Origin of the sequence: Enterobacter sp. K16B, assembly GCF_020216105.1 — a bacterium.
Classification (GTDB): domain Bacteria; phylum Pseudomonadota; class Gammaproteobacteria; order Enterobacterales; family Enterobacteriaceae; genus Enterobacter; species Enterobacter sichuanensis.
Window position 1 is genome coordinate 40,154 of the sequence record NZ_JAIWJZ010000014.1, and the last position, 14,246, is coordinate 54,399.

At 56.9% G+C, this 14,246-nt stretch carries 16 protein-coding genes; 8 read left to right on the forward strand and 8 right to left on the reverse strand.

The window, feature by feature from the left end; all coding sequences use genetic code 11:
* Positions 1–26: 26 nt before the first annotated feature.
* Both znuC and znuB read left to right on the forward strand, forming a co-directional pair.
* On the forward strand, positions 27–782 hold the full coding sequence (gene znuC / locus LDK53_RS03980) for a zinc ABC transporter ATP-binding protein ZnuC (RefSeq protein ID WP_047958960.1): 756 nt from the start codon (positions 27–29) through the stop codon (positions 780–782).
* Positions 779–1,564 (forward strand): zinc ABC transporter permease subunit ZnuB, encoded by a 786-nt coding sequence (gene znuB / locus LDK53_RS03985; RefSeq protein WP_225284632.1) that lies wholly within the window; start codon positions 779–781, stop codon positions 1,562–1,564. Before znuC ends, znuB begins: the two co-directional genes overlap by 4 nt.
* Before the next feature lie 54 nt (positions 1,565–1,618).
* Here znuB and ruvB read toward each other — a convergent pair whose 3' ends face one another.
* From ruvB to aspS, 6 genes are all read right to left on the reverse strand, one after another.
* The gene (gene ruvB, locus LDK53_RS03990; protein WP_025756924.1) at positions 1,619–2,629 is read right to left on the reverse strand and encodes a Holliday junction branch migration DNA helicase RuvB; all 1,011 of its coding nucleotides are present in this window, start codon (positions 2,627–2,629) and stop codon (positions 1,619–1,621) included.
* Positions 2,630–2,637: 8 nt separating this feature from the next.
* A complete protein-coding gene (ruvA, locus tag LDK53_RS03995) occupies positions 2,638–3,252 on the reverse strand; it encodes a Holliday junction branch migration protein RuvA (RefSeq protein WP_025756925.1) in 615 nt (204 codons plus the stop codon).
* An 80-nt stretch (positions 3,253–3,332) separates the two neighbouring features.
* The gene (ruvC, locus tag LDK53_RS04000; protein ID WP_014832404.1) at positions 3,333–3,854 is read right to left on the reverse strand and encodes a crossover junction endodeoxyribonuclease RuvC; all 522 of its coding nucleotides are present in this window, start codon (positions 3,852–3,854) and stop codon (positions 3,333–3,335) included.
* 34 nt (positions 3,855–3,888) lie between these two features.
* The gene (locus LDK53_RS04005; RefSeq protein ID WP_045286369.1) at positions 3,889–4,629 is read right to left on the reverse strand and encodes a YebC/PmpR family DNA-binding transcriptional regulator; all 741 of its coding nucleotides are present in this window, start codon (positions 4,627–4,629) and stop codon (positions 3,889–3,891) included.
* Between the two features lie 27 nt (positions 4,630–4,656).
* Positions 4,657–5,100: a dihydroneopterin triphosphate diphosphatase gene (nudB, locus tag LDK53_RS04010; RefSeq protein WP_025756926.1), complete on the reverse strand. Its 444-nt coding sequence runs from the start codon at positions 5,098–5,100 to the stop codon at positions 4,657–4,659.
* Position 5,101: 1 nt separating this feature from the next.
* Positions 5,102–6,874 (reverse strand): aspartate--tRNA ligase, encoded by a 1,773-nt coding sequence (aspS, locus tag LDK53_RS04015; RefSeq protein WP_045286368.1) that lies wholly within the window; start codon positions 6,872–6,874, stop codon positions 5,102–5,104.
* Between the two features lie 263 nt (positions 6,875–7,137).
* Here aspS and LDK53_RS04020 point away from each other — a divergent pair, with 263 nt between their 5' ends.
* From LDK53_RS04020 to cmoB, 5 genes are read left to right on the forward strand one after another with little or no spacing between them, the layout of a single operon-like run.
* Complete coding sequence (locus tag LDK53_RS04020; protein ID WP_025756928.1) at positions 7,138–7,704, forward strand: hydrolase; 567 nt, start codon at positions 7,138–7,140, stop codon at positions 7,702–7,704.
* Entirely contained in the window at positions 7,701–8,519 is an 819-nt protein-coding gene (locus LDK53_RS04025) for a DUF72 domain-containing protein (RefSeq protein WP_225284634.1), read from the forward strand. Before LDK53_RS04020 ends, LDK53_RS04025 begins: the two co-directional genes overlap by 4 nt.
* Positions 8,520–8,570: 51 nt before the next feature.
* A complete protein-coding gene (locus LDK53_RS04030; RefSeq protein WP_025756930.1) occupies positions 8,571–8,966 on the forward strand; it encodes an MAPEG family protein in 396 nt (131 codons plus the stop codon).
* 40 nt (positions 8,967–9,006) lie between these two features.
* Entirely contained in the window at positions 9,007–9,750 is a 744-nt protein-coding gene (cmoA, locus tag LDK53_RS04035) for a carboxy-S-adenosyl-L-methionine synthase CmoA (RefSeq protein WP_025756931.1), read from the forward strand.
* A complete protein-coding gene (gene cmoB / locus LDK53_RS04040; RefSeq protein ID WP_025756932.1) occupies positions 9,747–10,718 on the forward strand; it encodes a tRNA 5-methoxyuridine(34)/uridine 5-oxyacetic acid(34) synthase CmoB in 972 nt (323 codons plus the stop codon). Before cmoA ends, cmoB begins: the two co-directional genes overlap by 4 nt.
* Positions 10,719–10,863: 145 nt before the next feature.
* Here cmoB and cutC read toward each other — a convergent pair whose 3' ends face one another.
* A complete protein-coding gene (gene cutC / locus LDK53_RS04045; protein WP_128339122.1) occupies positions 10,864–11,607 on the reverse strand; it encodes a copper homeostasis protein CutC in 744 nt (247 codons plus the stop codon).
* A gap of 78 nt (positions 11,608–11,685) precedes the next feature.
* Positions 11,686–12,246, reverse strand: a complete 561-nt coding sequence (locus LDK53_RS04050; RefSeq protein WP_225284637.1) for a VOC family protein — start codon at positions 12,244–12,246, stop codon at positions 11,686–11,688.
* A gap of 239 nt (positions 12,247–12,485) precedes the next feature.
* On the opposite strand from LDK53_RS04050, the gene argS reads away from it, so the two are divergent.
* Entirely contained in the window at positions 12,486–14,219 is a 1,734-nt protein-coding gene (gene argS, locus LDK53_RS04055; RefSeq protein ID WP_095441567.1) for an arginine--tRNA ligase, read from the forward strand.
* Positions 14,220–14,246: the final 27 nt, after the last annotated feature.

Sequence of the window (14,246 nt, forward strand, 5' to 3'; positions counted from 1 at the left end):
GTTGACTTCTTCAAGCTTAAAATGACATGACGACATTGGTTTCTCTTGAAAATATTTCGGTCTCATTTGGTCAGCGCCGCGTCCTCTCTGACGTGTCGCTGGATCTGAAGCCCGGTAAAATTCTTACGCTGCTCGGCCCCAATGGCGCAGGTAAATCGACCCTGGTGCGCGTGGTGCTGGGTCTGGTCGTCCCCGATGAAGGCGTGATCGCGCGCGAGGAAAAATTGCGAATCGGCTATGTGCCGCAAAAACTTCACCTCGATGCCACGCTGCCCCTGACGGTCAGCCGTTTCCTGCGTTTGCGTCCCGGCACGCGGAAAGCGGATATTCTCCCGGCACTGAAACGCGTGCAGGCGGGTCATCTTATCGATGCGCCGCTGCAAAAACTTTCCGGCGGCGAAACGCAACGTGTTTTACTTGCCCGCGCGCTGTTGAGCAGCCCACAGCTGCTGGTTCTGGATGAACCCACCCAGGGGGTGGATGTTAACGGCCAGGTCGCGCTGTACGACCTCATCGACCAGCTGCGCCGGGAACTGAACTGCGCGGTGCTGATGGTCTCCCACGATTTACATCTGGTGATGGCGAAAACCGATGAAGTGCTGTGCCTCAACCATCATATCTGCTGTTCCGGCACGCCTGAAGTGGTGTCAATGCATCCGGAATTTATCTCCATGTTCGGCCCTCGCGGCGCTGAACAGCTGGGCATTTATCGCCATCATCATAATCATCGCCATGATTTACAGGGACGAATCGTTCTGCGTCGGGGAAATGGACACTCATGATTGAATTATTACTGCCCGGCTGGCTGGCCGGGATTATGCTTGCCTGCGCCGCGGGGCCGCTGGGCTCGTTTGTGGTGTGGCGCAGAATGTCCTATTTCGGTGATACCCTGGCGCATGCGTCTCTGTTGGGCGTTGCCTTTGGCCTGCTGCTGGATGTAAATCCCTTCTATGCGGTGATTGTCGTCACGCTGCTGCTCGCGGCCGGTCTGGTCTGGCTGGAAAAACGTCCTCACCTTGCCATCGACACGCTGCTGGGCATCATGGCGCACAGCGCCCTGTCCCTGGGTCTGGTGGTGGTCAGTCTGATGTCGAATATTCGTGTCGATCTGATGGCCTACCTGTTCGGCGACCTGCTGGCCGTGACGCCGGAGGATCTGATCGCTATCGCCATTGGCGTGATCGTGGTCCTGGGGATTTTGCTCTGGCAGTGGCGTAATCTGCTGGCGATGACCGTCAGCCCCGATCTGGCGTTTGTCGACGGCGTGAAGCTGCAGCGTGTAAAACTGCTGCTGATGCTGGTGACGGCGTTAACCATAGGCGTGGCGATGAAGTTTGTCGGTGCGCTGATTATCACCTCACTGCTGATTATTCCGGCCGCCACGGCGCGTCGTTTTGCGCGTACGCCGGAACTGATGGCCGGCGTGGCGGTTATCGTCGGCATGATTGCCGTGACGGGGGGATTAACCTTCTCGGCGTTCTATGACACGCCTGCGGGGCCGTCCGTGGTGCTGAGCGCGGCGGTGTTGTTTATTTTCAGTATGATGAAAAAGACCGCGCAGTAGTCAGTATGTCCCCGGTGGCGCTTCGCTTACCGGGGCGACAAAACCCCTCCTCGCTCAGGGCATTGCCGGCGGCGTAATGCCGAAATGATTCCACGCCCGCACCGTTGCCATGCGTCCACGCGGGGTGCGCTGCAGGAACCCCTGCTGGATGAGATACGGCTCAAGCACATCTTCGATCGTTTCGCGCTCTTCACCGATCGCCGCCGCCAGGTTATCCAGCCCGACCGGACCGCCAAAGAACTTGTCCAACACCGCCAGCAGCAGCTTGCGGTCCATATAGTCAAAACCTTCAGCATCAACGTTCAGCATATCCAGCGCCTGCGCGGCAATCTCGGCTGAAATCGTGCCATCATGCTTTACTTCAGCAAAGTCGCGCACGCGGCGCAACAGACGATTAGCGATACGCGGCGTGCCGCGGGAGCGCTTCGCCACTTCAAACGCCCCTTCTTCGCTCATATCCAGCCCCATGTAGCGCGCGCTGCGTCCCACAATATGTTGCAGGTCCGGCACCTGATAAAACTCCAGGCGCTGCACGATCCCAAAGCGGTCACGCAATGGAGAGGTTAACGACCCGGCACGGGTGGTGGCACCAATCAGGGTAAACGGCGGGAGGTCGATTTTGATGGAGCGCGCAGCCGGCCCTTCACCGATCATGATATCCAGCTGGTAATCTTCCATCGCCGGATAGAGCACCTCTTCCACCACCGGTGACAGGCGGTGGATCTCATCAATAAACAGCACGTCATGCGGTTCGAGGTTGGTCAGCATCGCCGCCAGATCGCCCGCCTTCTCCAGCACCGGGCCGGAGGTGGTACGCAGGTTGACGCCCATCTCATTGGCGACGATATTCGCCAGCGTGGTTTTCCCCAACCCCGGAGGACCAAAGATCAGCAGGTGATCGAGCGCATCGCCGCGCAGTTTTGCCGCCTGGATGAAAATTTCCATCTGGGAACGGACCTGCGGCTGGCCGATATACTCATCAAGCAGTTTCGGGCGGATCGCGCGATCCACCACATCTTCTGCCTGAAGGGTGCCTGCCGATACCAGGCGATCTGCTTCAATCATCCTTTACCTCACAATGCAGCGCGCAGCGCTTCACGAATCAGGGTTTCACTGCTGGCATCCGGTTTGGCAATTTTGCTCACCATACGGCTGGCCTCCTGAGGTTTATAGCCCAGCGCCACCAGCGCAGCAACCGCTTCTTGCTCGGCGTCATCATCCGTCGCAGGCGCGCCAGGAGACGTCAGTACCAGATCGGCAGCCGGGGTGAAGAGATCGCCATGCAGTCCTTTAAAGCGGTCTTTCATCTCGACAATCAGGCGCTCGGCGGTTTTTTTGCCGATGCCAGGAAGTTTAATCAGCGCCGCAGGATCTTCACGCTCAACGGCATTCACAAACTGCTGGGCTGACATGCCGGATAGAATTGCCAGCGCCAGTTTCGGCCCCACCCCATTAGTTTTAATCAACTCGCGGAACAGGGTGCGTTCCTGTTTGTTATTGAAACCGTACAGCAGTTGCGCATCTTCACGCACCACAAACTGGGTAAAGACAATCGCCTCTTTGCCCGCGTCCGGCAGCTCGTAGAAACAGGTCATCGGCATATGGACTTCATAGCCCACGCCACCCACTTCCAGCAGCACTAACGGGGGTTGTTTTTCAATGATGATGCCTCTGAGTCTGCCTATCACGTGACGCTCCTGCGTTCTGGAAGAAATTAACTGCCGACATAATAAAAAAAGGCTGGATAAACATCCAGCCTGATTTGTCATTATCGTAACCTGCCTCGCGCCAGATTGAGCCGCGACTCGCTCATTTGCATCGCGTTCTGGCTGACGTGGCAGTGGGTAATCGCGATAGCCAGCGCATCCGCGGCGTCGGCCTGCGGGTTCGCGGGAAGCTTCAGCAAGGTCCGCACCATGTGCTGCACCTGGCTTTTCTCCGCGCTACCAATCCCCACCACCGTCTGCTTGACCTGTCTTGCCGCGTATTCGAATACCGGCAAATCCTGGTTCACCGCCGCCACAATGGCCACCCCCCGCGCCTGACCGAGCTTTAACGCCGAATCGGCGTTTTTCGCCATAAAGACCTGCTCGATGGCGAAATAATCTGGCTGAAACTGGGTGATGATCTCCGTTACGCCTGCATAGATAAGCTTCAGGCGTGACGGCAGATCGTCCACTTTGGTGCGAATACACCCGCTGCCAAGGTAGGTTAGCTGGCGTCCTACCTGACGGATGACGCCATAACCGGTGACGCGTGAGCCAGGGTCAATCCCGAGGATAATCGACATCACGCGTCTCCTGTAACGGATTTACACGCTCTCATCAGAGAGTCGCTGCAACCTCATCAGAGATTTCACCGTTGTGATACACTTCCTGCACGTCGTCACAGTCTTCCAGCATGTCGATCAGACGCAGCAGTTTCGGCGCGGTTTCCGCATCCATGTCTGCTTTGGTGGAAGGGATCATGGAGACTTCCGCGTTGTCCGCTTTCAGCCCCGCCGCTTCCAGCGCATCACGCACGGCACCCATCTCTTCCCACGCGGTGTAAACATCGATTGCGCCATCATCGTAGGTCACGACGTCTTCCGCACCGGCTTCCAGCGCCGCTTCCATGATCACATCTTCGTCGCCTTTCTCGAAGGAGATGACGCCTTTTTTGCTGAACAGGTAGGCCACGGAACCGTCAGTCCCCAGGTTACCACCGCATTTGCTGAAGGCATGACGCACTTCTGCAACGGTACGGTTACGGTTGTCAGACAGACATTCAACCATCACCGCGGTACCGCCAGGGCCGTAACCTTCATAAATGATGGTTTCCATGTTCGCGTCTTCATCACCGCCCACGCCACGTGCGATAGCACGGTTCAGGGTGTCACGCGTCATGTTGTTAGACAGCGCCTTATCCACCGCCGCGCGCAGACGCGGGTTAGAAGCCGGATCGCCGCCGCCCAGACGCGCTGCAGTCACCAGCTCGCGAATAATTTTAGTAAAGATCTTACCGCGCTTGGCATCCTGTGCCGCTTTGCGGTGTTTGGTGTTGGCCCACTTACTATGACCTGCCATAAAAAGTTCTCCAAAAATCGCGCCTTCTCAGGCTGCGTTAATTACAAATTCTTCAATCGCCTGCCGGTTGCTCCACGACTTGGTCAGTGCGGCGGCATCCGCCGCATTCACCCAGCGGTAGGTCAGGTGTTCGGTAAACACGATCTCCCGCTCATGGGGAAGCGCGAGACAGAACCACGACTCCGTATTGCGCTCGGTACCCGGCGCGTAGCGATGACGTAAATGGCTAAAAATTTCAAACTCCACCGTACGCTGACAGTCCTTCAGGGTCAGTTGCTCGCGGGCAACATCAATGGCGACCTCTTCCTTTACTTCGCGCGCGGCGGCCTGCAACGCGGTTTCCCCCTCTTCCAGACTGCCGGTAACCGACTGCCAGAAATCAGGGTCATCGCGCCGCTGCAACATCAGCACCCGCTTCGTGTCTTCTGCATAGATGACCACCAGGACCGAAACGGGAAGCTTATATGTCATATCAGTTTTTCTCTTCCTTCTTCACCACGTCAATGCCCAGCTCAGCCAGCGCGGCCGGGTTGGCAAAGCTTGGCGCTTCGGTCATCAGACACGCTGCTGCGGTGGTTTTCGGGAAGGCAATAACATCACGGATGTTATCGGTGCCGGTCAGCAGCATGGTCAGACGGTCAAGACCGAAAGCCAGACCCGCATGCGGAGGCGTACCGTATTTCAGCGCGTCCAGCAGGAAGCCGAATTTCTCGCGCTGCTCCTGCTCGTTGATGCCCAGGATACCGAACACGGTCTGCTGCATTTCACCGCTGTGAATACGCACGGAACCGCCGCCCACTTCGTAGCCGTTGATGACCATATCGTAGGCGTTGGCGACCGCATCTTCCGGTGCCGCTTTCAGCTCTGCAGCCGTCATGTCTTTCGGCGAGGTGAACGGGTGGTGCATCGCGGTCAGACCGCCTTCACCGTCATCTTCGAACATCGGGAAGTCAATCACCCACAGCGGCGCCCATTTGGACTCGTCGGTCAGGTTCAGATCTTTACCCAGCTTCAGACGCAGCGCGCCCATCGCATCCGCAACGATTTTCTTGTTATCTGCGCCGAAGAAGATCATATCGCCGTCCTGCGCGCCGGTGCGCTCAAGGATCGCTTCCACGATCTCCGCGTTCAGGAATTTCGCGACCGGGCTGGTGATCCCTTCCAGGCCTTTCGCGCGCTCGGTGACTTTAATATAAGCCAGACCTTTCGCGCCGTAGATCTTGATGAAGTTGCCGTAGTCGTCAATCTGCTTACGGCTCAGCGCCGCACCGCCCGGTACGCGCAGCGCAGCGACACGACCTTTGGCGTCGTTAGCCGGGCCGGCAAAGACCGCAAACTCCACGGATTTCACCAGGTCCGCCACGTCCACCAGCTCCATCGGGTTACGCAGGTCCGGTTTATCAGAGCCGTAGCGACGCTCGGCTTCGGCGAAAGTCATGATCGGGAAGTCGCCCAGCTCAACGCCTTTCACGTCGTTCCACAGGCTACGCACCAGGGCTTCCATCACTTCACGCACCTGTTCGGCGGTCATGAAGGAGGTTTCCACATCGATCTGGGTAAATTCTGGCTGGCGGTCAGCACGCAGGTCTTCGTCACGGAAGCATTTCACGATCTGATAATAGCGATCGAAGCCTGACATCATCAGCAGCTGTTTGAACAGCTGTGGAGACTGTGGCAGCGCGTAGAATTTGCCTTTGTGAACGCGGGATGGCACCAGGTAATCGCGCGCGCCTTCCGGCGTGGCTTTGGTCAGCATCGGGGTTTCGATGTCGAGGAAACCGTGGTCATCCATAAAACGGCGCACCAGGCTGGTGATTTTCGCACGCGTTTTCAGGCGCTGAGCCATTTCCGGGCGACGCAGATCCAGGTAGCGGTATTTCAGACGAGCTTCTTCAGTGTTGACGTGGTTGGAGTCCAGCGGCAGCGCTTCAGCACGGTTGATGATCGTCAGATCGGACGCCAGCACTTCAATGGCACCGGTCGCCATGTCCGCGTTGACGTTTTTCTCGTCACGCGCACGTACGGTGCCGGTGACCTGAATGCAGAACTCATTACGCAGCTCAGAAGCCAGCTTCAACGCGTCCGCACGATCCGGATCGAAGAACACCTGAACGATACCTTCGCGGTCGCGCATATCGATGAAGATAAGGCTACCAAGATCACGACGACGGTTGACCCAACCACACAGGGTTACCTGCTGTCCGACGTGGGACTGACGCAGCTGCCCGCAATATTCTGTACGCATGAGATATCCCTTAATTAGCCGCAGGCTAAATGTCGCCTGGTGTGCAGGCTACTATGTCGCAGCTTTCTGTATGTCACAACTGGATGAAAAAAGGCGGCTATTATACTGGAAATTCCGCCGGACGATAAGAGCGAACCACGGCCAGACGGTCGTTTGCTGCACGCTTATTGTCTATTCTCACAAAAATTAACAAAATTATCCGACCGATAACAGGCCATCACGTCGTATGGTGTCTGGAAGTGGTTAATTTAACGGGAGTAACGATGTTAACATTTGATGCCAGCAAAACCGCGCTTGTGGTGATTGATTTACAGGAAGGCATACTGCCCTTTGCCGGTGGCCCGCACAGCGCGGACGACGTGGTAAGCCGCGCCGCTCGCCTGGCGGAAAAATGTCGCGCCAGCGGTGCCCCGGTGGTTCTGGTCCGTGTCGGCTGGTCAGCCGATTACGCCGAAGCGTTAAAACAGCCCGTTGACGCACAGGCTCCTGCGCGTGCCCTGCCGGAAAACTGGTGGACGTACCCGGTCTCACTCGGCAAACGCGACAGCGACATTGAAGTGACTAAACGTCAGTGGGGCGCATTTTACGGCACCGATCTCGAGCTACAGCTGCGCCGTCGCGGCATCGACACCATTATCCTGTGCGGCATTTCCACCAACATCGGCGTGGAATCTACCGCCCGTAACGCATGGGAGCTGGGCTTTAATCTGGTGATTGCCGAAGATGCCTGCAGCGCAGCCACCGCGGAACAGCACCAGGGCAGCATGACCCATATCTTCCCGCGCATTGGCCGCGTGCGCAGCACGGATGAGATTTTACGCGCGCTATGATGTATGTCGGTTTGCCCCAGTGGTCGCACCCGAAATGGGTGCGCCTTGGCATCACCAGCCTTGAGGAGTATGCCCGACACTTCAACTGTGTCGAGGGTAACACCACCCTGTATGCGCTCCCCAAAGCAGAGGTTGTTGCGCGCTGGCGGGAACAAACGACGGATGACTTCCGCTTTTGCTTCAAGTTTCCGGCCACCATTTCCCACCAGGCCGCGCTGCGCAACTGCGGAGAGTTGACCGAAGAATTTTTTACGCGCATGTCGCCGCTGGCGAACCGCATTGGTCAGTACTGGCTCCAGCTTCCCGCCACGTTTGCCCCGCGCGATCTGCCTGCGCTCTGGCAGTTCCTGGATGCCCTGCCCCGTGACTTCACCTACGGCGTTGAAGTCCGACACCCGCAATTCTTTGCGAAGGGCGAAGCGGAAAAAGCCCTCAATCGCGGCCTGCTTGAGCGTTCCGTTAACCGGGTGATCCTCGACAGCCGCCCCGTCCACAGCGCTATCCCGCACAGTGAAGCGATTGTGGATGCCCAGCGCAAAAAACCGAAAGTGCCGGTTCACGCCATTGTGACCGCGCAGAACCCGATGGTCAGGTTTATCGGCAGCGATAATATGCAGCAAAACCAGGCGATGTTCGCCGTCTGGCTGCAGACATTAGCGAAGTGGGAACAGACCACCACACCGTATCTCTTTTTGCACACGCCGGATATCGCCCAGGCACCGGAACTGGTCGATGCTCTGTGGCAGGCCTTGCAGGCTGCGGTCCCGTCCGTAGGAAGCGCCCCTTCCATTCCACAACAATCTTCTCTTTTCTGATATCACCCCCTATCATAGGGAGGTGCCATCTGCCAAAAACAGGGAGTTTGTATGGTCAGCGCGCTGTATGCGGTGTTAGGTGCATTACTGCTGATTAAGTTTTCATTTGATGTTGTGCGCCTCAGAACGCAGTACCGCGTCTCTTACGGCGACGGCGGATTTTCCGAGCTACAAAGCGCTATCCGCATTCACGGCAATGCGGTTGAATATATCCCCGCGGGATTAATTCTGTTGCTTTTTATGGAGATGAATGGCGCAGAAACGTGGATGGTACACATCTGTGGCCTGCTGCTGATTGCTGGCCGGCTAATGCATTATTATGGCTTTCACCATCGCCTGTTCCGCTGGCGTCGTTCCGGCATGAGTGCGACCTGGTGTTCACTTTTGCTGATGGTGCTGGCTAACCTGTGGTATATGCCGTGGGAGTTGGTTTTCTCCCTCCATTAGCGCACAATACGCCACTTTATTTTTCCCGGATTTTTACGTTATGTCAGATCGCGACACGCTTTTTTCCGCGCCTATCGCCAGCCTGGGCGACTGGACCTTCGATGAACGGGTAGCTGAAGTCTTCCCGGATATGATCCAGCGCTCTGTTCCCGGTTATTCCAATATTATCTCTATGATCGGCATGCTGGCTGAGCGCTTCGTTCAACCCGGCACGCAGGTCTATGACCTGGGCTGCTCGCTCGGCGCGGCAACGCTGTCGGTTCGTCGTAATGTTCACCACGAAGGCTGTCGGATCATCGCCGTCGATAATTCCCCGGCCATGGTGGAACGCTGCCGTCGCCATATTGACGCGTACAAAGCCCCTGTTCCGGTGGACGTGGTGGAAGGCGATATCCGTGATATCGAGATCAATAACGCGTCGATGGTGGTGCTGAATTTCACCCTGCAGTTCCTGGTGCCTGAAGACCGCCAGCGTCTGCTGGACAAAATTTATCAGGGGCTGAATCCTGGCGGCGCGCTGGTGCTCTCAGAGAAATTCAGCTTTGAAGATGCCGAGGTTGGCGAGCTGTTGTTCAATATGCACCACGATTTCAAGCGTGCGAACGGCTACAGCGAGCTGGAGATTAGCCAGAAACGCAGCATGCTCGAAAACGTAATGCTGACGGACTCCGTGGAAACCCACAAAGCGCGCCTGCGTCAGGCCGGTTTTGAGCACAGTGAACTGTGGTTCCAGTGCTTTAACTTTGGCTCTCTGGTGGCGCTGAAAGCGGGGAATGCGGCATGATTGAGTTCAGCAACTTTTATCAGCTGATTGCCAAAAGCCCGCTCTCCCACTGGCTGGAGACGCTGCCTGCGCAAATTGCCGCCTGGCAGCGGGACCAGCAGCACGGCCTGTTAAAACAGTGGTCGAATGCGGTGGAATACCTGCCCGAGCTGACCCCGCATCGTCTGGATCTCCTGCACAGTGTGACTGCCGAGAGCGCAGAGCCGCTTCCGGCAGGTCAGGTCAACCGCATCGAAACGCTGATGCGTAACCTGATGCCGTGGCGTAAAGGGCCATTTTCCCTTTACGGCGTGAACATCAATACCGAATGGCGCTCTGACTGGAAATGGGATCGCGTTCTGCCGCATCTTTCCGACCTGACCGGGCGCACCATTCTGGACGTCGGCTGCGGCAGCGGTTACCACATGTGGCGCATGATTGGCGCAGGGGCGCATCTGGCAGTGGGTATTGACCCGATGCAGCTCTTCCTGTGCCAGTTTGAAGCGGTGCGTAAACTGCTGGGTAACGACCAGCGCGCGCACCTGCTGCCGCTGGGCATTGAGCAGCTCCCGGCTCTGAAAGCCTTTGATACCGTGTTCTCCATGGGCGTGCTTTACCATCGCCGCTCTCCGCTGGAGCATTTATGGCAGCTTAAGGATCAGCTGGTCAGCGGCGGTGAACTCGTGCTGGAAACGCTGGTGGTGGAAGGTGACGAAAATACCGTTCTGGTACCGGGTGACCGCTACGCGCAGATGCGCAACGTCTACTTCATCCCTTCCGCGCTGGCGCTGAAGAACTGGCTGGAGAAGTGCGGGTTTGTGGATGTACGGATTGCCGACGTCAGCGTGACCTCCATCGAGGAACAGCGCCGCACCGACTGGATGGTCACCGAATCGCTGGAGCAGTTCCTCGACCCGGCCGATCGCAGCAAAACCATTGAAGGCTATCCGGCCCCGATGCGTGCGGTGCTGATTGCCACTAAGCCGTAGTATTTATCCCCTCACCCTAACCCTCTCCCCACAGGGGAGAGGGGCGAATGGCGAATAAAAAAAGGCCCCTGTTGAAATTGCAGGGGCCTGGTACAAGCAAGCATCATATTGGGCGACATGATGCGCGGTAAAAATCGGTACGTTGCTACACGTGATGGCGCTCAATCAGCGACTTCATTTCCGCAACCGACTCTCCCTCTACACCGTAGCGTGAGTACTCATCCGCTTCAGCATCCGTCGACATTGACAATCCTGTATTGCGATAACGCATGGGCGACGGCATCCATTTGCCTGCCGAGCTGTGCAGCTCTTCAACCCCGGCGTTTAAAAACCGTTCCAGATTGCTGGCACGGACACCCGCACCCGCCATTATTATTGGAACACCGGAATGGGCTTTTAGTTCCGTAATTAATTGCAGTCCTTTTTCAGCAGACGCCTGCTGCCCGGATGTCAGAATGCGCGCCACGCCCAGTTCGCCCAGCGTATCAAAGGCTTGCAGGGGGTTTTTACACATATCAAACGCACGATGAAACGTGACGGCCATTCCTTTCGCGGCGTCCATGACCTGACGCATACGCGGCAGATCGATTTCACCGTCTTCATTAAGCAGACCAATGACCAGACCGGGGAACCCCAGATCGCGCACGAGGGCGATATCGTCAAGCATGGCGCCGAACTCACCCGGCGTGTAACAAAAATCGCCGCCGCGAGGACGAATAATCGGGTGAACGGGAACGGTGATGGCCTCACGGGCAGACGTCAACACGCCGTACGAGGGCGTCAGCCCGCCCTCTTTGGGTGCCGCACACAGTTCGATGCGGTCAGCTCCGTGTTTTTGCGCGGTCACAGCACACTCCACGCTGTAACAACAAATCTCCAGCAGCGCCATTTAATCCTCCTGAAATCCCACTTAACGAATCATCATGACACGCCGGCCGTTTTCAGTCCCGGCGTGAACTCACATCTCTTACGCTTCACTGGCAACAATCTGCTCAATGGTCCACGGATGAAACTTCACCGTGACCTGTCCGTCAGTGACGGCAAGCGTCGAGTTAGGTAACCGCTCGCGTTCGCCTTTGGGTGAGCTCGTTTTCACATAAATCCCCGGCTGGCTTAAGCCTTCGTCAGATAACAGCGCCAGCGCACGCGCGTTCAGTGTTTCAGACTCACCCGGCAGGACAATTTCGATGTGTTCCCAGCCTTCGTGCGGATAGCGTTTCTCGCCCGGCCACGGCAGTTCAACCACGGTAAATTGCCAGTGCGCCACGCAGACCGGCTGGTGCAGTTTGAACAGGCAAATCGGACGGCCATTGATGATGTTCTCAGAGAGTAACTCACCACACTGTTCGAACCCGCGACGCCAGCGCTCGGCGGTCGCATTCTGATGGCAGCGCAAAGAGATGTGATCGGCCTCAAGCGGCGCGATATCCAGTCCAAGACGGGTGGCAAGTTCTGTGAACGCCTGGGTGAAGCGCGGTAAATCTGCGGAAATATCATGCAGTTCGTCAATGGATTGCCAGTTCGCCATAAGTCAGTCTCTTATCGTGTCGCAAAGCCGCTAATTTACTCTGTTGCCCTGTTTTGACCAACCGCTGAATACGGCTTTTTATGACTGCATGATTATGCACACCTTCTTAGCCTGGATTCTGAGCAATCTTCGGCCCCCGCGATGCTGACGCCAGAAGGCATTTGCAGTATACTCCCGCCCTAAATTCTTTAACTGGCGCGGGCGGTTGTAGGCCCGCATCAAAAACGTAAGGTATCCAGGTGAATATTCAGGCTCTTCTCTCCGAAAAAGTCAGTCAGGCACTGATTGCCGCAGGCGCGCCTGCGGATTGCGAACCGCAGGTTCGTCAGTCAGCAAAAGTACAGTTTGGCGACTATCAGGCTAATGGCGTGATGGCAGTGGCTAAAAAACTGGGCATGCCGCCGCGACAACTCGCTGAGCAGGTACTGACGCATCTGGATCTCTCCGGCATTGCCAGCAAAACTGAAATTGCCGGCCCGGGCTTTATTAATATCTTCCTGGATCCTGCGTTCCTGGCAAGCCACGTTGACGCGGCACTGAAATCTGACCGTCTGGGTGTTTCCCGGCCACAGGCGCAGACCGTGGTCATCGACTACTCTGCCCCGAACGTGGCGAAAGAGATGCACGTTGGCCACCTGCGCTCCACCATCATCGGTGATGCCGCGGTGCGTACGCTCGAATTCCTTGGTCACAAGGTGATCCGTGCGAACCACGTGGGCGACTGGGGTACGCAGTTCGGCATGCTGATTGCTTACCTGGAAAAACAGCAGCAGGAAAACGCGGGTGAAATGGCGCTGGCGGATCTGGAAGGGTTCTATCGCGAAGCCAAAAAACACTACGACGAAGACGAAGCCTTTGCCGAACGCGCGCGCAGCTACGTGGTAAAACTGCAGGGCGGCGATCAATACTTCCTCGAGATGTGGCGCAAGCTGGTTGACATTACCATGTCTCAGAACCAGCTCACCTATAACCGTCTTAACGTCACCCTGACCCGTGACGACGTGATGGGTGAAAGCCTGTACAACCCAATGCTGCCGGGTATTGTGGCTGATCTGAAAGCGAAAAACCTGGCGGTTGAGAGCGAAGGCGCAACGGTTGTGTTCCTTGATGAGTACAAAAATAAGGAAGGCGAACCGATGGGCGTGATCATCCAGAAAAAGGATGGCGGCTACCTCTACACCACCACTGATATCGCCTGCGCGAAATACCGTTACGAAACACTGCACGCCGACCGCGTGCTGTACTACATCGACTCCCGTCAGCATCAGCACCTGATGCAGGCGTGGACGATTGTGCGTAAAGCCGGTTACGTACCGGATAGCGTGCCGCTGGAGCACCACATGTTCGGCATGATGCTGGGTAAAGACGGCAAGCCGTTCAAAACCCGCGCGGGCGGTACCGTGAAACTCTCCGATCTGCTGGACGAAGCGCTGGAACGCGCCCGCCGTCTGGTGGCCGAGAAGAACCCGGATATGCCTGCCGATGAGCTGGAAAAACTGGCCAACGCCGTGGGTATCGGTGCGGTGAAATACGCGGATCTTTCCAAGAACCGTACCACCGACTATATCTTCGACTGGGATAACATGCTGGCCTTTGAAGGCAATACCGCGCCATACATGCAGTACGCTTACACCCGCGTGCTGTCTGTATTCCGTAAAGCCAATATTGACGAAAGCGTGCTGGCGAATGCGACAGTGACCCTCACCGAAGATCGTGAAGCGCAGCTGGCGGCGCGTCTGCTGCAGTTCGAAGAGACGCTGACGGTTGTCGCGCGTGACGGCACACCGCACGTGATGTGTGCTTACCTGTACGATCTGGCGGGCCTGTTCTCCGGCTTCTACGAGCACTGCCCTATTCTGTCTGCGGAAAATGAAGCGGTCCGTAACAGCCGCCTGAAGCTGGCGCAGCTGACGGCGAAGACCCTGAAGCTGGGTCTGGATACCCTCGGTATCGAAACCGTAGAGCGTATGTAAAAAAAGAAACCCGGCAATCGCCGGGTT